A 17911-nucleotide genomic window follows, 5' to 3' on the forward strand; every position below is an offset into this window, starting at 1 on the left:
AGCGATCCGGATGGCCGAAGGGTCTCTTTAGGTCTGCAACTTGGGGGGCGGGTCGTCAGCGCTGGTATCACGGTCCCGTTCGTGCCGCGTGAGCGGAAACAACGGCAACCAGGCCTCGCGGCGAACCGTCCAGCTTTCGTAACTGGGCATCAGTTGATCAGGAGCGTCGAGGGAACCCAGATGCACTTCGATTTCGTCTGCTGTGCGTGCGAAAACGGACGAGCCACAGCGGGGGCAGAAATATCGCCCGGCATAGTCCTGCGCTTCGCCCGTGATCGTCACGGCATCCTGCGCAAACACCGCAGCGGCGTAGAAGAGGGCACCGTGATGCTTTCGGCAGTCGAGGCAATGGCATAGGCCAACCCGCTTCGGGCGACCCGTCGCCACAACCCGCAGGTTGCCGCACAGGCAACCACCGGTGAATCGCTCCATCTGGCTTCCTCTGGTCAATGGTCGGATCGAACCTGTCCCGTCAGTCATAGCTGAAAAACAGATGACCGACGTACTAAAGGTCGCTTCATTGGCTGCGACCGGGTTTGCCGTACAGAGGCATGTCTCGTTCGGCTGCCCCAGGCAGACTACCTGTTGGTTGCCAAGAGCCGTACTGATCAGGCGACTTCGATGCAGAACCGAACGGTCTGGCTGCGTTGGACATACGAACGGCCTTGGCTTGCGAGTATCAAACAGAGGACAGGATTAATCGAAGTGACAGGGTAGTTGCCACTCCGAACGAGGCTATGGCAATGGCGTTTATGGGCACAGCGCGTATGGGGGCGGTGCTTGTGGCGATGGCGGCGCTTTGCTGGGGATTTTCGGGCGGGATCGCCGGTGTTCTTTTGAGCGATGGCTGGGATGCGTACGTCGTTTCGTTCTTTCGAGGCGCCATCGGGTTAGTGTCAGTTCTCCTCTGGCTAGCGTTGCGACCAGGTGCCAGCGGACTGGCAAACCGCAAACTCTGGTTCTGGTCGGTGATCGCGGCGCTCGGTGTAGCCGGCAACTTCGCTTTCTATTTCCTAAGCATCAGGCAAAGCAGCGTAGCCGTTGCAGCGACGCTGATGTACTGCGCGCCAGTGTTCGTTTACTTGGTGTCATTCGTTCTCAAATTGGAACGTTCGACTCCACTGAAGTGGGTCGGGATCGGCGTTGTGATGCTTGGCATCGTGCTGCTGACAGGCGTCTATGAGAATGGCGCGGGTAGCGTCACCTTGACCGGCGCGGGCGCCGGGCTGCTCGCAGGGCTGTCCTACGCGGTATTTATTTTCGGCTTCAAATATGCGGCGCCGCACGGCACCCCACAGGCGATTCTTGTTATCGCGTTCGCCGCGCTTGTCACGGTATTTATCTGGTTGTCGAGGCCAACCAGATCATGGCTGTTTTCCGTTCGCCGAGCTGGCCGCTGTTCATGTTGCTGGGCGTGCTTGGCGCGGGGTTGTCTTTCACGCTGTATGTTATCGGCCTGCGCCATACCGCGCCAGCTATCGCTTCGGTGGTGGCAATGGTTGAGCCGGTGAGTGCGACGCTGTTCGGCGTCGCAGTTCTCAGCGAAAGCCTGGCCGGCCTTCAAATCGTCGGTATGGCGCTGATCCTGATCACGGCTACCGTGCTGGCCTTCTATTCAAGCGCGCGATAAACGGTTGATTGATTGCATCCGTCCTTCACCTTGCTCTTGGAGAAAGCGGGCAACCGTGTCGAGTACTGTCTCAGGCTGCTCACGATGGGGAACATGCTGGCAACCGTCGAGCGGAAGCTTTTGCGCGCCGCCGCTCCCCAGCGCAGCGACACGGTGAAGATGCTCCAGCGAACCGTATTCGTCATCCCGCCCATGAATGGCCAGTAGTGGGCAGGCGAAGCCCGGGGCGCTTTCTTCGATAGTCCAGGTGGCATAACTGTCCGACAGCCAGGTGTCGATCCAGGCCCAGAGAATCCACTCGGCCTTTGCGCCGTGGTATTTGCGCAGGCGTTCGACCTGGCCCGGTTCGGCGAATGCCGCTTGGGTGGCGCGGATGCCTTGCAAGGTTCGGTCTTCGACAAAGGCAAGGGCGGCGATGGTGATCAGCGCCTGGCAGTGGTTGGGGTGATGGGCGGCAAGGCTGGCGGCCATGATGCCACCGACACTGTGGCCGAGTGCGATGAAGTGCTCGATGTCCAGCGCGTGCCGCACTGGCGGAAAGAACTGCTCGGCTTCGTCGCGAATGAAGCTATCCGACCAGCCACCCGGATGCGCTGCGGAGCGACCAAAGCCGAGCCGGTCGTAGGCAATGACGTCGTGCCCGGTGGCTACAGCAAGGCGCTCGGGAAAGTCGCGCCACAGCTCGACGCAGCCGAGGGAGTCGTGCATCAGAACGATAGGTGTTTTGCGTGAATCAGTGCGCCAGCGACGCGTGAACACCTCGCCGTGTGCGGTGGGCAGAATGCGGTCTTCGGTCGAAACGATCATGAGAATCCTTGGGCCCTGGTTCGGGTCTGCATCCATCGGCGCGACAACTGTATGGTCCGGTATCGGCGCGAGTTTTGGCAGCCGTGATGCCGTCTGCCAAAAAGAAGCGGCCACCCTGGGCCGCCGAAGGCTTACGCCACGCGGATAGCATTGGCTGGCGGCGGCCAGACGCCGCCAGTTTGTAAGGTGTCGACCGCTTCGGGATCAGCTCGCCGCTGCGGCTGTGGGTTGCTGCGCTGTCTTTTCCCGATCGCGCAGCAGGAATCGCTGGATTTTTCCGCTCGGGGTCTTCGGCAGCTCGCTGACGAACTCGATTTCGCGCGGGTAGGCGTGGGCGGACAGGCGCTGGCGCACGTGTTGTTGCAGCTCGTCTGCCAGCGCGGAGTCGGCCTGGTGGCTCGCATGCAGCACAACGAACGCCTTCACCAGTTCGGTGCGCTCCGGATCAGGCTTGCCGATCACCGCCGCCTCGATCACCGCAGGGTGTTCGACCAGGGCGCTTTCTACATCGAAAGGGCCGACCCGGTAGCCGGACGTGGTGATCACATCATCGGCGCGGCCGACGAAGCTGATGCTGCCGTCGTCATTGAGCTCGACGGTGTCACCGCTCAGGTAGTAGTGCGCAACGAAGGCTTTGGTGTGGGTCCGTGCATAGCCGTTGAACCAGAGCAGGGGCGACTGGTTGCGGTCCAGCGCGAGCATGCCCGGTTTGCCCGGCTCCAGCTCGCGTAGTTGATCATCGATGACCACAACGCGATGTCCGGGCATCGAGTAGCCCGCCGTGCCGATGCGCACGGTATGGCTCAGCGCATGGTGGTTGCACAGGACCATGCCGAGTTCGGTCTGCCCGTAATGATCGTGGATCGTGCAGCCAAGACCGCTGCTGAACCAGCGGATCACTTCCGGGGTGAGCGGTTCACCCGCACTGCTCACGGCGCGCAGCTGCCCCTTGATCTTGCCTTCGACCTCATGCCGCGCTGCCAGCAGCAGGCGGAACGCGGTAGGAGAGCCGGCCATGTTGGTGATCTTGTATTCATTGATGATGCGACAGGTGCTATCGACAGTAAAGCCGCCTTCGTAGAACAAGGTCGAATGGCCCATGGCGAGCGGCCCGGTGACAGCGTAATACAGGCCGTACGCCCAGCCCGGATCGGCAATGTTCCAGAAACTGTCCTCGGGCCGCAGGTCGACCGCATCGCGCATATAGGTGACAAATGCCACGATGGCCTTGAGCGGCACATGCAGCTGCTTTGCCGGCCCGGTGGTGCCGGAGGTGAACATGGCGAGGAAGGGTGCCTCACCACTGAGCAGCACTGGCTTGAATTCGGCCGGCTGCTGATTGACCTGAGACCAGAAGTCGTCGGCGCCATCGCCTACAACCAGACGTTGCGGTGCGGCTTCGATGGCGTCCAGCTTCTCGCTGTTGGCCGCATCGGTGACGACCAGCTTCGCGCCGGATTCCTTGACCCGGTGCTCGACGGCTTTCGGGCCGAAGGCGGTAAACAGCGGCTGATAGATAGCGCCAGCGCGCCAGGTGCCGAGAATGGTGACCAGCAATTCGGGGGTGCGCGGCAACAGGCCGGCAACCGTATCGCCCGGCTTGATGCCATAACTGCCCAACAGATTGGCGAAGCGCGCCGAGGCTTCCTTGAGCTGTGCGAAGGTCCAGGTGGCTCGCTGGCCGTCGCGGCCTTCCCAGATAAGCGCGACCTTGTCCGAGTCGGCGTGACGGTCACAACACTCGACGCAGGCATTCATGGCGGAGAGATCACCGCTGAGGATGGCCGAGACCGTTCGCTGATAATCGAATTCGCTGGCCGCAGTGGCATGGTCGCGCATGGCTGGCTCCTGGGTTTTGTTGTTATTGAGTTGTCCGGATATTGGCGCCGTGACGTGGCCGCAACAATGGCAAAAGCCACCAAGCTGGATGAACGGTTTGGACAAATGCCGAACTGGATCGAGATCTTCGGCCGCCTCTGTCGATTATTCGCTCTACCGCTCGGGCGCGGTGCGACGTGCGGCAAGCACTTACTGGCTGAATCGGCCTCGAATCTATGAGCCATTCACCGCTCAACTGGAGGTTATCCATGAGTATCGATCCGCTCGACAGACCCCATAACCAGCAGCCCGTTCCCGGGCAACAGCAGAACCCCAGTCACTCCACTGAGCCGGATTTCATAACCGACAATCCGGATGTTCAGCCTGGAGCGGGTAACAGCACCAGGCCGGCGGAGCGGCCGCGCAGGGCGCCGGAGGCTGACCCGAACGAACCTGGACTCGGCAATCCGTTGCCCTGAGCTCCAAGTCCGCAATGCAACTCCGAGCCCAGCCTGGGCCGGGCTCGGTGTATTTGGTGTGGAACTATGAGAGCCGCTTCGCCTGCAGGGGTATACGGTGCGCTTGAGCCAGCTGGGGGGGAGCGGTCTGGCGATGGCTTTGGCTCACGCGCCTGAGGTTATGTTGCTGGGCACTTGAGTGACTGGCTGTTGTAGCGAGAGGGGTTGCAGCGAAGGCAGAGAGTGCTGCCGACATCTGGTGCCGGCAACCTCACTTGATGCGTTCAGCCAGCTCGGCGGCTGAGGGTGTGGTCGGCTGCAACATCGAGTAGCTGATGAGGCGCTGACAAGCGCGACTCAAGTGTCTGGACAAATGCTCGCGCCTCGGACTCGCTGCGAAACGTAACCTTGTTGCTGTCCATGTGAACTTCCCAGCTGCTGCCTTCGAATGATGTAAGCGGTCGGACTTGGATTTCCATGATTCCTCCGGGGTCTGGAAAAGACAGGCGAACGCTAGTCGTCGGGCAGCTATTCGTCAATTTGCATCATTGACGCAGTCTCTCGCTTGCTCTGAACGTCCTGCCTGACCCGCTAGCCGCCCATGCGGGCGCTGATGGTGCGTGCCGTTTGCAGCAAACGCTTGACCGCATCGCCTTCGGCTTCAGCCATGAAGCCGGGTTCGGCGCCGACGACAGTGACCACGCCCGCCAGCTTGTTTCCACTGCTGAACAAAGGCGCCGACAACGCGTTGACCCCCGCCATCAGCAGGCCGTGGACAGCCTGTACATGGCTGCGCTGCAGTTCGTTCATCGCGGCGAGCAGTGCATCGGAGGATGGGGCTGAGGGCAGTTTCAGCTCTTCTTCACGCAGCTGGGCGGTTTCGGCGTTTGGCATGAATGCGTTGAACACCAGTCCGGTAGACGAGCCCAGCAACGGCAGCACCGAGCCCACTTGCGTGACCAGCGTGACGGCCCGTACGGCTTGCTCCACATGCACGACCGCCGGGCCTTTGTTGCCCCAGACGGCGAGAAAACAGGTCTCGTTGAGTTCATCACGCAGCTGCGCCAGATGCGGCGTGGCCAGTTTGACCACGTCCAGTCGGCCCAAGGCGGCCAGTCCCACGAACAGCGCAGCGCGGCCCAGCCCGTAATGGTTGGTCAGAGGATCCTGTTCGGCGAAACCGCTGGCCATCAGAGCCTGCAAATAGCGATGAACCTTGCTGGCAGGCATCCCGACGTGCTCGGCCAGGCGTGACAGAGAGGTTGCTGGTGCCAGTTCGGCCAGCGCCGTAAGGATGTCCGTTCCCACTTCGGCGGCCTGTACTTTTTGCCGGCGAGGCGCCGTATCCGCATTGCTGTCTGCCATGGTTTCCACTGTCTGTTGTGCCGGCCCGCTGATTAAGGCGCTGTTTATAACTTGACGCCTTGATCAGTTCAAATTACTTTTTGCGTAAACGCATTACGCAAAATGAGAGACGGCTATGCAACCACAACAACAAATGGGCGAAACCTCTCGATACCTGTCCGGCTTCGGCAATGAATTCAGCAGCGAGGCCCTGCCAGGCGCACTGCCGGTCGGGCAGAACTCGCCGCAGAAAGTGCCCTTTGGTCTCTACACCGAATTGCTCTCTGGCACAGCGTTTACGGTGGCGCGCAGCGAAGCACGACGAACCTGGCTGTACCGTATTCGACCATCGGCTAACCACGGCCAATACCAGCATCTGGAGAGGCAACTCAACGCTAAGCTGGGCCCGGTCACGCCTAATCGGCTGCGCTGGAATCCGCAACCCGTTCCCGAGGCTGCGACTGATTTCCTCGATGGCCTGACGTGCGTAGTGGCCAACGCCGAGCCCGGCCAGCCCGCCGGGGCAAGCATCTACCGCTACGCGGCCAACCAGTCGATGGAACGGGTGTTCTTCAACGCCGACGGCGAGCTCTTGATAGTGCCGCAGTTGGGTGCGCTGAAACTGGTTACCGAATTGGGCGTGCTGGAGGTTGCACCGCTTGAGATCGCGGTGATCCCGCGCGGCATGCGTTTTCGGGTCGAGCTGCTGGATTCGGCTGCGCGTGGCTACGTCTGCGAGAACCATGGCTGTGCGCTGCGCCTGCCGGACCTTGGGCCGATCGGCAGCAATGGCCTGGCTAACCCGCGCGACTTCCTGACGCCGGTTGCGCATTTCGAAGAGCGCGACGAGCCGGTTCAGTTGGTACAGAAGTTCCTCGGCGAGCTCTGGTCGACCGAGCTGGATCACTCACCGCTGGACGTGGTGGCCTGGCACGGCAACAACGTGCCGTACAAATACGACCTGCGCCGTTTCAACACCATCGGCACCGTCAGTTTCGATCATCCCGATCCGTCGATTTTCACCGTGCTCACGTCACCCAGCGCCATCCACGGCATGGCCAATATCGACTTCGTGATCTTCCCGCCGCGCTGGATGGTGGCGGAGAACACCTTCCGTCCGCCGTGGTTCCATCGCAACCTGATGAACGAATTCATGGGGCTGATCGACGGCGCCTACGATGCCAAGGCTGACGGCTTCTCGCCGGGTGGCGCCTCGTTGCACAACTGCATGAGCGCTCACGGCCCGGACCACGTGTCGACTGAACAGGCGATCAACGCCGAACTCAAACCGCACAAGATCGAGAACACCATGGCCTTCATGTTCGAGACCGGTCAGGTGCTTCGCCCTACACGCCAGGCGCTGGAAAGCCCGCTGTTGCAGGCTGACTACGACAGCTGCTGGGCCGGCCTGGCCAACACTTTCGACAAGAACCAGAAATGACAGGACGGCACAGATCATGACCGTACATAACGAACAACGCAGCTGGGTCGAATCGGCCAACGGCCATTCGGATTTCCCCCTCGCCAACCTGCCACTGGGCGTATTCAGCCGTGACGGCGACCAGCCACGCGGTGGCGTCGCCATTGGCGATTACATTCTGGACTTGCGCGCCGCCTGCGAAGCCGGCGTGTTCGACGGCCAGGCGCTGGAAGCGGCGAAAGCGGCCAGTGTCAGCAGCCTCAACGCTTTCTTCGCGCTTGGCGCGTCAGCACGCAAAGCGCTGCGCGGCGCACTGATGGATTTGCTTGCCGAGGACAGCGCGCAGCGTGAAAGGCTGCAAGGCATGGGCGAGTCGTTGCTGCAGCCCATGAACCGTTGCCAGATGCATCTGCCAGCCAAGGTCGGCGACTACACCGACTTCTATGTCGGCATCCACCACGCCAATAACGTCGGCTTGCTGTTCCGTCCGGATAATCCGCTGCTGCCGAACTACAAATACGTGCCCATCGGTTATCACGGACGTGCATCGACGGTCGATGTTTCGGGTTCGACAGTGAAACGGCCCAACGGCCAGACCATGCCGCCGGGCGCGACCGAGCCGAGCTTTGGCCCGAGCAAGCGGCTCGACCATGAACTCGAACTGGGCATCTGGATCGGGCAGGGCAATGCTCGTGGCGAGTCGATCCCGATCGGCGAAGCCAGCAGCCATGTCGCCGGTTTCTGCCTGCTCAACGATTGGTCTGCACGTGATCTGCAAGCCTGGGAATATCAGCCGCTTGGCCCGTTCCTCTCGAAGAGTTTCGCCACCAGCGTCTCGCCTTGGGTAATTACGCCCGAAGCACTGGAGCCGTTCCGTTGCGCGCAGCCCGCGCGTGCCGAAGGCGATCCGCAGCCGCTCCCGTATCTCTTCGATCAGCAGGACCAGCAGCAGGGCGCGCTGGATATCGAACTTGAAGTGTTGCTGCTGACCGAGACCATGCGCGACAAGGGTCAGCCTGCGCAGCGCATCGCATTGAGCAGTACGAAGAACATGTATTGGACCGTGGCGCAGATGGTCGCGCACCACAGCGTCAATGGCTGCAGCCTGCAACCCGGCGATCTGTTCGGCTCCGGCACCCTGTCTGGTAGCAGCGCTGACAGCCTCGGTAGCCTGCTGGAAATCACCCAGGGCGGGAAGCTGCCCTTGGAGCTGCCCAGCGGCGAAACCCGCACCTTTCTGCAAGATGGAGACGAGATCATTCTCAAGGCGCGTTGCCGTCGGGACGGGCAGGCGTCCATCGGCTTTGGCGAGTGTCGCGGACGCGTGATGCCGGCTTAGCAGCGAGCGTGGTGAGCAAAAAGCCCGGGCATGTGCAAACAGCCCGGGCTTTTCCTTTCATGGACCGCCAATCAGGGCACCTTGGCGGTTTCCAGCGACGGTGACGGTACAGGCGCGATTGCCGTGTCACGCATCTGTTCGGCCAGGGCTGCGGTGAATTCCCGGACCACCGACCACCGCATGTGTACCGCGTCGACAAAGGAGGTCACCGGCGTGCTCCAGTCTTTGTCGGCGTTCCAGTAGGTGCCACCAGTGGCGTTGAGGGTTTCCATGATTCGCTTATCGAAGTCGGCCAGGAAGGTACCGTCCGGATCGTACTTTTCCTTCCACACTGGATGCAGCGGCGTGGAGACGACCATCAGCTCCCGACCTTCCTGCGCCAGGCGCGCGCTCATGCCGCGCAATGCCTCGAAACAGCTGGCATCCAACGGGTCCGGGCGGCCGTACAGCAGCTCACGGGTATTGGGGGTATCCAGCGGGCCATCGCCGAAGCGATTGAACACCAGAGGGTCCCACTCGATTTCTCCGGCGCGCTGAGCCTTGACCGTCAGCGCGTTGCGCGCCAACGACTTGGGCGAGAAGTAACGCATGTAGTGGCCCCAGGGCGAGGCGTTTTCGTAAACATAGGGATCGACGTGCTCACGGTTGAACACGGCGGTGGGCACACGCCAGCAACCGGCGAAATCCTGCGGATCGGCAATCATCACTACGCTCTGAATGCTCGGCTGGCGGTCGAGCAACCAGTGCCCGACGTAGGTCGACTGATTGGCGAACAACCCACAGAACGCCCCATTCATCGGTCGCACCTCAGGCATTGCCTCGGTCAGCACGTTGCCATCCACGTGACGCCAGGCCACCGATGAGCCGATGATCAGCAGATTCGGCGACTGGATCGGGTTGTCGCGCATGAAGCTTAGTTTTTCATCGGCGCAGGAGATATTGGAGAACGCCGGTGGCGGCAGGTTGCCGGTTCGGTCCAGCGCGAACAGCGTCAGGCAGAACATCGCCAGCGCACCGAACAGCCCGGCAAACAGCGACAGCAGATACCGCGAGCGCACCCGGCCTGGCACGCTGGCCGCGCTGGTTGCTTCCTTATCGGCATGGCTCCCGTCCCTGGGTACATCTGCTGTCCGGATCATGATTTATTTTCCCTCCAGCTTAGCGCTGATGACCTGGGCGAAATGGCCGACGTTGCGCAGCGACTCGAGCTCCGCCGTCCGAAACTTGATGCCGAAGCGCTGCTCGGCCGCGACCGTGAGCATGACGTGGGTCTGGCTATCCCAGCCCTCGATGTCGTTGGCGGTCATGTCCGGGGAGAGCACGATGCTGTCGTCGTCGAACACATCGTGGAAAACCGGGGTGAGCTGCTTGAGTACTTCTGCTTCGGTCATGCCAATACCTCGATGAAGTGGCGGGGCGTGCGGGGAGATGTAAGTTCGTAACGCCAGAAGGTCGCGTCGCTGGGGCTGTCAGCCAGCGCTGGATGCTGAACGAAGCCCAGCCGCGGGTAATGCTCGGCGACCATGCCGTTACGTTCGGTTGGCCGGTACTCACCGATTAGCGCGCGATAGCCGGCAGCTGTAGCGGCGTTGGTCAGCACCTCGAGTACAGCGTCCTCGACCTGACGACCCAGTACGCGGCAGCTCATCAGCCAGCTGTCGATCAGCAGCTCGTCCTTGGCGACGGCTGCATCCGGGCGCGCCAGGACAACGCTGATCAGGCCGTTGTCACCAAACTTGTCGGCCAGTCGGATTGCCAGCGCCACCGCCGCCGGGTCAATGGCGATGCGCTCGACCTCCGCTTCGCTGTAACGGCGAGTGGTGAGGTTGAACTGATTGGTCTTGTTGATCAGCTGCGTGCTGCGGGCCAGTTCGGCGGCGCCGATTGGGGTGGCGGTCAGTACCATCTCCAGACCGCGCAAATAGCCTTCCATGTCGGTGGCCTGGCTCATTGCCGCTTTGCGCTCGGCATTCAAAGCATAGTTGCGCCCGCGGCTGGCATCGTCCGAGGTAAAGGAGACGGCTTCGAAGTAGCCGGCGGCGGCAACGCGTGCCGGATAGTCGGCTACGTCATCCGGCAATTCCGGCACGGCGACTTCCGGCAGCTCGCGCCGCACGATGTCGCGTTCGGCGGGGTTGTCATCGACGAACACCAGGCTGTCGAGGCCAATGTCCAGCATCGAGGCGATGCGCCGCAGGTTGCCGGCCTTGTCTTCCCAGTTGGCGACGAAGGCCGCAATGTCGCTGCGCTTGAGCGCCATTTCCGGGTGATTGAACGCCGTTTCGGCCACGCTCAGATCATTCTTGCTGCACACCGCGAGGATGATGCCGCGACGCGCCAGTTGTGCGGCGTAGCGCTGGAAGGCGAGGAAGGCTTCGCCACTGGGCGAGCCCTGGCCGAGATGGATGCCGTCGACGCCATCGTCACCGACTACGCCGCCCCACAGCGTGTTGTCCAGGTCCAGCACCAGGCATTTGCGCGACAGGCCGATGCTGGCGGCGGCGATGCGAGCCAGTTGGTCGCCATACAGCGGCGCCAGGTTCGGGCTGACCAATTGCTTGGCCTGATGCCAGCGCACCGGTTCGGCCAGGCCGTCGCCATAACTGCCACGGGCGGCTTCCCAGGCAAGGTCCATCAGTAGTACGCCGTCTTCTCGGGCTGCCACACGAATGGCCGCATTGAGGCGATCGATGAGTGCATAGGGTGAGGCCGGAACCAACGCTTCGAATGAACCAAAAATCGGAGGGTCGGCGGGCACGATGGTTTGCTGGACGACTTGGGCCGCGTAGCGCTCGCGTGCCCGGCGCCACAGCAGGCGCAATTCGTCGACCCGCTCGGCGACCGCGGCGTCGACGTCTGCCTGCGAGGCTTCAAGCGGCAGCTGCAGAGGCGCGTCTCGCGCATCCAGCGCCAGGACGATCAATTGCGGGGCAAACCTGGCAAGCTCGGCGTTGTCCATCAGCAAGGCCTGGCGGTACATGCCATAGGGTGCGACGTGGACCGAGAGCGCCAGGCGGCGTTGCAGGCCCGCGACGCGAATGGCCGGCACCAGATGATCCACGGTATGGGACGACAGCAGGGCGATGCGCAACGGCCGCAGCCCGCTGCGGGTAGTTTCGCCGTTTGCCAGCGCGCGTAAGCCTTCGCTTGCAAGCCGGTCCAGCCGGGTCGTGAGCGTGAAGTCGCGGCGGTACCCGGCGAGCTGAGCGGCCAAATCCAGACGAGCGAAGGGGTCGGCTTCGCGCTTGGCCTCGCCGATGGCGCTGCCAAGATCAGGGTGTTGCGCTAACCAGAGAAGCTGATCCATTTAGCATGTCACTCCCTTGTTATTGAACGGTTAGAACTGGAAGTAGAGAAACTCGGTAGGCGCCACGGAGAACGCCACGGCCAGGGCGAAGAAGCCCAGCACGCCGATGGCCAGGCCGATGACCGGCGTCGGGCTCCACACGGCAATCGGGAACCAGCGCAGCAGCCAGTTTTCGCGTGGCTGGGCGTCCAACGCAATACGAAAGCTGGCCATCCACTGCTGCACGTTGGGCATGATCCAGACGAAGGCGAGCAGTATCGCGACGGTGAGGTAGTTGGATTTATCGAAGTCGGTGTGCAACTCGCTCAAGCCTGCCATGCCCGTCAGCATGGCCATCGCCGCCGTCACGCTGTTGGCACGGAAGAACACCATTGCTACGACCACACAGAGGAAGGTCAACAGGACCGCGCCGGCGTGGTGCCAGAGCTTGTCGCTGTCCAACGGCAATCCTCGTCGCGCCTTGTAGGCACGGAAGCCGTGGGCGACGACCAGATAGAACCCGTGCAACAGACCGAACGCCACGAACTGCCAGCCTGCGCCGTGCCAGACGCCCGAGATGAACATGGTCAATACCGTGGGGTAGGCGATCAGCACGACAAAGGTCCCGAGGCTCATCTTGCCTCGCCGAGGCAACGGCTTGCCGGCGGCCATGCGCGAACGCGTGATACGGATGACAATGGGGTTGTAGATGTAGGCGGTGAGGAAACGCGTAAGCGTCATGTGCCAGCGCGACCAATAGTCGATGATGTTGTGCGCCTTGAACGGGCTGTTGAAATTGACCGGCAGACGCAGGCCGAACAGCAATCCCAGGCCGATCGCCATGTCGCTGTAGCCGGAAAAGTCGAAATAGATTTGCAGCGTATAGCTGAGCGCGCCGTACCAGGCGTCGTACAGCGACGGCACCGTTCCACTGGCGGCGACCGCGAAGATCGGCGAGGCGTTTTCTCCCAGCGGGTCGGCGAGGATCACCTTCTTGAACAGGCCCAGCACGAAGACGGTCAGGCCCAGCGAGATATTGTCGATCCGCGGGCGGAAGCTGCTGCGGTCGTTGAACTGCTTGAGCATCTCGCCGTGGTGGGTGATGGGGCCGGCGATCAGCTGCGGGAAGAAGCTGATGAACAGACAGTAATTGACGAAATCATGCTCGTTGACCTCGCCATCATGGGCATCGATCAGGTAAGCAATTTGCTGAAACGTGAAGAACGAAATCGCCAGCGGCAGGATGATGTCGCCCACGGACCAACCCAGGCCGAAGGCGTCATCGAGCGTGCCGAAGAGAAAGCCGGTGTACTTGTAATAAGCGAGCAGTCCGACGTTCGCAGCGACGCCGAGCACCAGCACTGATCGAGAGGGCTGACGCATCAAGTAACCGCCGGCCAGGTAGTTGCCGACCATGCTGCCGACCAGAAGCGGAACGTAAGCGGGGTTCCACCAACCGTAGAACACCAGTGACGCCAACGTTAGCCAGATGGCCGCGTAGCGTTGTCTGCCGGTACCTGCGAGAAGAATGAAGCCAAGAAGAACGACCGGGAGAAACCCGGCGATAAACACCATGGAGTTGAAGAGCATCGTCCTTTTCCCTATCCCTGATCATCCACCGCCGTTCTGCGACCAGAACCGCCGCTTCCCGGAAAACCGCGGCGTCCCGATAACTTCAATCGGTGCGTTCGCGGAAAACTCCTCAAGTGTTCACTGCATGCCTAAACGAGTGAGGCAGCCAGATACTGCCGTTGCCAATCACAGATGCGTGCCACCGTCTGTTAACTGCGACTCAAGTGTGTAAGAAAAAGTTGCGGCAGTGATATGGCTGTGATCTCCATTCAGACGAATGGAATTGACGCGAAAACAAGCGAAACGGCTGTGATAGAGCTGTTCGTCGGTCTTTGAAATTCTTCGGGATGACCCTATGCCGCATGTGGCCATGAGATGGATACCGTGTGGCCGAGCGTCGTGATCACCGGTATCTGTGCGTCAGCTCATCGAACGCGGATGTGATTTTTCGTGGGGCGTGGTCCTGGTGGGCTGGAGGCATTCACCCCGAATCAGCGGCCGGCTGGGCGGTTATTTCGGCCCCGTACGGCGCCTGCTGGCGCGCAGAGGGCGCCACAGCTGTGATTCGGGTTCCATAGATGCGGCCACGAACCACCGGTAGGCTCTAACCCGGGGGGCGGGCACAGTCATTTCAAAGACGGACTGAAGTATCCGATGAGTCAGCCGATGACTAGCGGGTACTGTTCAACTCCGAGAATGTCCATGCGTCTAACCCTGAAACTGAAAGTTCTTCTCCTTGCACTGATACCGGTGGCCTTGTTCGCGTTGGTGCTTAGCGGTGCCGCCGCGCAGATCCTGCATGGCTTGGCGGATGAGGAAGTGGCCGAAACCCGTGAACGGATGATCCAAGAGAGCCGTGCCCGGCTCGAGGATTACGTGCGCATCGGCGTCAGCAGCGTGGCCCATCTCTATGAGCCAGCTGCTCAGGGCGATATGGCCAGCCGTGCCGAGGCGATCGCCATTCTGTCGAAAATAAAGTTCGGCAAAGGCGGCTACTTCTTCGGTTACGACTCGGAGGTGCGCCGACTGTTCAAGGGCGACGACCTGACCGGCATCGGCGTAAGCCTCAAGGACAACCGTGACCCGAACGGCGTGTATCTCAACCGCGAGCTGGTTGACGTCGCCAAGAATGGCACCTACTACGCGAGCTACTCCTCAGCGCTGCCAGGTAATGCCAATGTGCTGGTACCGAAGCTTGCGTACAGCTTCTATCTGCCCAAGTGGGACATGGCTTTGGGCACGGCCGTAAATCTGGACAATATCGATCATGCGCTAGATGAAGTGCGGGTTGAGATCGATGACCGAGTCAATTCGATCCTCACCAGCATTTTCGCCATCGCCGGTGTGATGCTGGCGGCGCTTGGCATCGCTGGCGTGGTCCTCAGCAACTCGATTGTCCGTCCGATTCAGGTCATCAAGGATCAGCTGGATGAAATCGCAGCGGGCGATGGCAACTTGACGCATCGTCTGTCGGAGCATGGCAAAGATGAGCTGGGCCAGCTCGCCGGTTCCTTCAACCGCTTCGTTGGCAAAATCCACACCATGGTCAGCCAAGTGGCGGAAATGACTGGCCAGCTGACCGGCATGGTGGCGGAAGTGGCTGCTCAGGCGCAGCGCTCCGAGAAAGCCATGGAGACCCAGCGTCAGGAGACCGACCAGGTCGCAACGGCCATCAACGAGATGTCGGCTGCCGCGCAGGAAGTCGCCCATAGCGCCCAAGGCGCGGCCGAAGCGGCGCAGAAAACCGATCAGGAAGGGCAGCAGGCGAAAGCGGTCGTGGATTCGAGCATCCGCCAGATTCACGCATTGGTGGATGAAATCCGTACCAGCGGCACGTCGCTGGATTCCCTGCAGCAGGACGTGCGCGCCATTGTCGGTGTGCTCGATGTCATCCGCTCGATTGCCGAGCAGACGAACCTGTTGGCGCTCAACGCAGCCATCGAAGCTGCCCGAGCCGGTGAAGCAGGTCGCGGGTTTGCGGTAGTGGCTGACGAGGTCCGTGCGCTTGCCAGCCGTACCCAGCAGAGCACCCAGGAAATTCAGGGCATGATCGACCGCTTGCAGACCGGCACCCAGCAGGCTGTCGCGGCGATGAGCCGTTCCAGCGAGGCGGGTGACACGAGCAGCAAACAGGCCAACCAGGCCGGAGCGTCACTCGATGCGATATCGCAGCTGATCGCGACCATCAACGGGATGAACGCGCAAATAGCCAGCGCCGCCGAAGAGCAAACCGCAGTGGCTGAAGAGATCAACCGCAGCGTTCACCAGATCGCCAATGCGGTAGAAAACGTCGCGGAGGAAACCCAGCATGGCGCCCAAACCGCGCGCAACCTCGCCAATGTAGGCGAGCGCCTCGGCGCGCTGGTTCGCCAGTTCCGTATCTGACGCGGTCTGATCTCCCCAGACGCTCAAATTGGTCTCATGGCAAACCCCGCATTTGCGGGGTTTTTCATTAGTGCAGGCCAGCTTTTGAAGTGCTGGCCTTCATCAGGCACAGTCAGCATGCTCACGTAGGGTGGATCGCGCTTCATCGATCCGCCGGGTGGCGGCCCACCGAGCGGAGTAACAGTGGATGTAAAAAGCGACATCCACCCTACGGACTTAGCGTCAGCCTAAGAAGTACAGACAGCCAGCTCGCGTAGGGTGGATCACGCTTCACCGATCCACCGGGTGGCGGTCCACCGGGTGGCGATCCACCGGGTGGCGCCCCACCGAGCGGAGTCACGGTGGATGTAAAAAGCGACATCCACCCTACGGACTTTGCGTCAGCCGAAGACGTACAGGCAGCCCGAGATGACGATCCCCGAATACACCAGCATCAGCAGGCAATAGCCCATGATGTCGCGCGCACCAAGGCCGACAATACCGAGGATGGGCAGCGCCCAGAATGGCTGGATCATGTTGGTCCAGGCATCGCCCCAGGCGATCGCCATGGCGGTTACTGCCGGGGAAACGCCAAGTGCTTGGCCTGCGGGCAGCATGATCGGCCCCTGTACCGCCCACTGACCGCCACCCGACGGTACGAAGACGTTGACCAACCCGGCGCTGAGGAACGCCAGCACGGGGAAGGTATCGGCCGACGACCAGGCGATGAAGGTATCGGTGACTTGCTTGCCTAACGACAGCCCCTCGGCGTTGGCGCCAACCATCATCCCCATGATCCCGGCGTAGAACGGGAACTGAATGACGATGCCGCTGATGCCGCCGATGCCGTCCTGCACCGCGCGCATGTAGCGCTCCGGCGAGCCGTGCAGCGCCAGACCGGTGAAGAGGAACAGGCCGATGACGATGTTCAGCGTCAGGGCGAAGCCGTTCTCGGCGAAGTAATAGCCGAAATACACCACGCCCAGCGCAACAATGATCAGATTGAGGATGCGGCTGTCGTCCATGCGCTGCGCCAGGGTGTTGCGCGGCAACGGTTCGTGTTCCGGGTCGACCAGCAGCGCCGTGTCCGCGACCTTCGGCTCTTTCGGGTGCATGGCCCAGTTAAGGATCGGCAGACCGATTACCAGCAGCGCGATGATGGTCAGGTTCATGGTGGTGAACAGGGTGTCGCCGACGCCGATGGCCGTGGTGACCACGCCGCCAGTCATGCGCTCCAGATCCGCGCCGCCGGTGGCCAAAGACAATGGAATGGAGCCGGACAGACCGCCGTGCCAGATCAAAAAGCCCGAATAGGCTGCAGCGACCAGTAGCGGGTAGTCGACGCCTTTTACTTCACGGGCCAGAGCGCGGGCGAACACCGCACCGATCACCAAACCGAAACCCCAGTTGATCCAAGAGCCGGCCAGCGCGACCAATGTCACCAAGACGACAGCGCGACCCGGCGTGCGCGCGGTGCGGGCCAAACCGGCCAATAGACGATGAATAGCCGGCGCGCTGGCAAGCGCATGGCCAGTCACCAGAATCAGCGCCATTTGCATAGCGAAGGTCAGCAGATTCCAGAAGCCTGAGCCCCAGTGCTTGGCCATGGCGGGCACGCCCTGGCCGGTCACGAGCATGCTGGCGACCAGCACGATAAGGCTGAGAAGAATCGCAAAAACGAAAGGAGAAGGTAGGTATCGCTGAATGAGCTTGACGCTCAAGGCGGTGACAGAGCTGAGCATGGTCGTTGATCCTGTGTTGTTCTTCTTTTTTAGTCGGCGGCGCACTTGCGTGGCGTGCGCCGCGGTTTTCCAGTGTTTCGCAGGTGTGTTGCGCTAGCGGTGTTGTCGATCCCCCTTATGAATCGCCGGAG

General features: G+C 61.5%; 15 protein-coding genes. 5 read left to right on the forward strand and 10 right to left on the reverse strand.

From position 1 onward, the window contains the following. Positions 1-27 precede the first annotated feature (27 nt). Entirely contained in the window at positions 28-432 is a 405-nt protein-coding gene (locus tag BUE09_RS05285; RefSeq protein WP_073299662.1) for a GFA family protein, read from the reverse strand. Between the two features lie 311 nt (positions 433-743). Between BUE09_RS05285 and BUE09_RS20805 the strand changes: the two genes are divergently transcribed. Together BUE09_RS20805 and BUE09_RS20585 are read left to right on the forward strand one after the other, a co-directional pair. Next, entirely contained in the window at positions 744-1511 is a 768-nt protein-coding gene (locus BUE09_RS20805) for an EamA family transporter (protein ID WP_197675231.1), read from the forward strand. Next, positions 1403-1630, forward strand: coding sequence for an EamA family transporter (locus BUE09_RS20585; protein WP_341864708.1), 228 nt, complete (start codon positions 1403-1405; stop codon positions 1628-1630). The genes BUE09_RS20805 and BUE09_RS20585 overlap by 109 nt, the downstream gene beginning before the upstream one ends. On the opposite strand, the gene BUE09_RS05295 is transcribed toward BUE09_RS20585, so the two are convergent. The 4 genes from BUE09_RS05295 to BUE09_RS05320 form a co-directional block, all read right to left on the reverse strand. Further along, positions 1616-2437, reverse strand: a complete 822-nt coding sequence (locus BUE09_RS05295) for an alpha/beta fold hydrolase (RefSeq protein WP_073299663.1) — start codon at positions 2435-2437, stop codon at positions 1616-1618. The genes BUE09_RS20585 and BUE09_RS05295 overlap by 15 nt on opposite strands. Positions 2438-2641: 204 nt before the next feature. After that, positions 2642-4276: an acyl-CoA synthetase gene (locus BUE09_RS05300; protein WP_073299664.1), complete on the reverse strand. Its 1635-nt coding sequence runs from the start codon at positions 4274-4276 to the stop codon at positions 2642-2644. Between the two features lie 721 nt (positions 4277-4997). Continuing rightward, a complete protein-coding gene (locus BUE09_RS05315) occupies positions 4998-5192 on the reverse strand; it encodes a hypothetical protein (RefSeq protein WP_073299667.1) in 195 nt (64 codons plus the stop codon). Between the two features lie 112 nt (positions 5193-5304). Beyond that, positions 5305-6078 (reverse strand): IclR family transcriptional regulator, encoded by a 774-nt coding sequence (locus tag BUE09_RS05320; protein ID WP_073299668.1) that lies wholly within the window; start codon positions 6076-6078, stop codon positions 5305-5307. Between the two features lie 115 nt (positions 6079-6193). On the opposite strand from BUE09_RS05320, the gene hmgA reads away from it, so the two are divergent. Both hmgA and fahA read left to right on the forward strand, forming a co-directional pair. Continuing rightward, positions 6194-7498, forward strand: coding sequence for a homogentisate 1,2-dioxygenase (hmgA, locus tag BUE09_RS05325; protein ID WP_073299669.1), 1305 nt, complete (start codon positions 6194-6196; stop codon positions 7496-7498). Between the two features lie 16 nt (positions 7499-7514). After that, positions 7515-8816, forward strand: coding sequence for a fumarylacetoacetase (gene fahA, locus BUE09_RS05330; protein WP_073299670.1), 1302 nt, complete (start codon positions 7515-7517; stop codon positions 8814-8816). 71 nt (positions 8817-8887) lie between these two features. On the opposite strand, the gene BUE09_RS05335 is transcribed toward fahA, so the two are convergent. Genes BUE09_RS05335 through BUE09_RS05350 form a run of 4 tightly spaced genes read right to left on the reverse strand, consistent with a single transcriptional unit; the run spans position 8888 to position 13692 of the window. Continuing rightward, positions 8888-9955 (reverse strand): hypothetical protein, encoded by a 1068-nt coding sequence (locus BUE09_RS05335; RefSeq protein ID WP_073299671.1) that lies wholly within the window; start codon positions 9953-9955, stop codon positions 8888-8890. Between the two features lie 3 nt (positions 9956-9958). Next, entirely contained in the window at positions 9959-10207 is a 249-nt protein-coding gene (locus BUE09_RS05340) for an acyl carrier protein (protein WP_073299672.1), read from the reverse strand. Beyond that, on the reverse strand, positions 10204-12123 hold the full coding sequence (locus tag BUE09_RS05345) for an HAD-IIIC family phosphatase (RefSeq protein WP_073299673.1): 1920 nt from the start codon (positions 12121-12123) through the stop codon (positions 10204-10206). Before BUE09_RS05345 ends, BUE09_RS05340 begins: the two co-directional genes overlap by 4 nt. A gap of 30 nt (positions 12124-12153) precedes the next feature. Beyond that, the gene (locus BUE09_RS05350) at positions 12154-13692 is read right to left on the reverse strand and encodes an MBOAT family O-acyltransferase (RefSeq protein ID WP_073299674.1); all 1539 of its coding nucleotides are present in this window, start codon (positions 13690-13692) and stop codon (positions 12154-12156) included. A gap of 684 nt (positions 13693-14376) precedes the next feature. Here BUE09_RS05350 and BUE09_RS05355 point away from each other — a divergent pair. Continuing rightward, positions 14377-16059, forward strand: a complete 1683-nt coding sequence (locus BUE09_RS05355) for a methyl-accepting chemotaxis protein (protein WP_073299675.1) — start codon at positions 14377-14379, stop codon at positions 16057-16059. 380 nt (positions 16060-16439) lie between these two features. Here the strand turns inward: BUE09_RS05355 and BUE09_RS05360 are convergent, their stop codons facing one another. Further along, on the reverse strand, positions 16440-17780 hold the full coding sequence (locus tag BUE09_RS05360; RefSeq protein ID WP_073299676.1) for a short-chain fatty acid transporter: 1341 nt from the start codon (positions 17778-17780) through the stop codon (positions 16440-16442). Positions 17781-17911 lie beyond the last annotated feature (131 nt).

This window comes from Stutzerimonas xanthomarina DSM 18231 (genome assembly GCF_900129835.1).
Lineage (GTDB): Bacteria > Pseudomonadota > Gammaproteobacteria > Pseudomonadales > Pseudomonadaceae > Stutzerimonas > Stutzerimonas xanthomarina.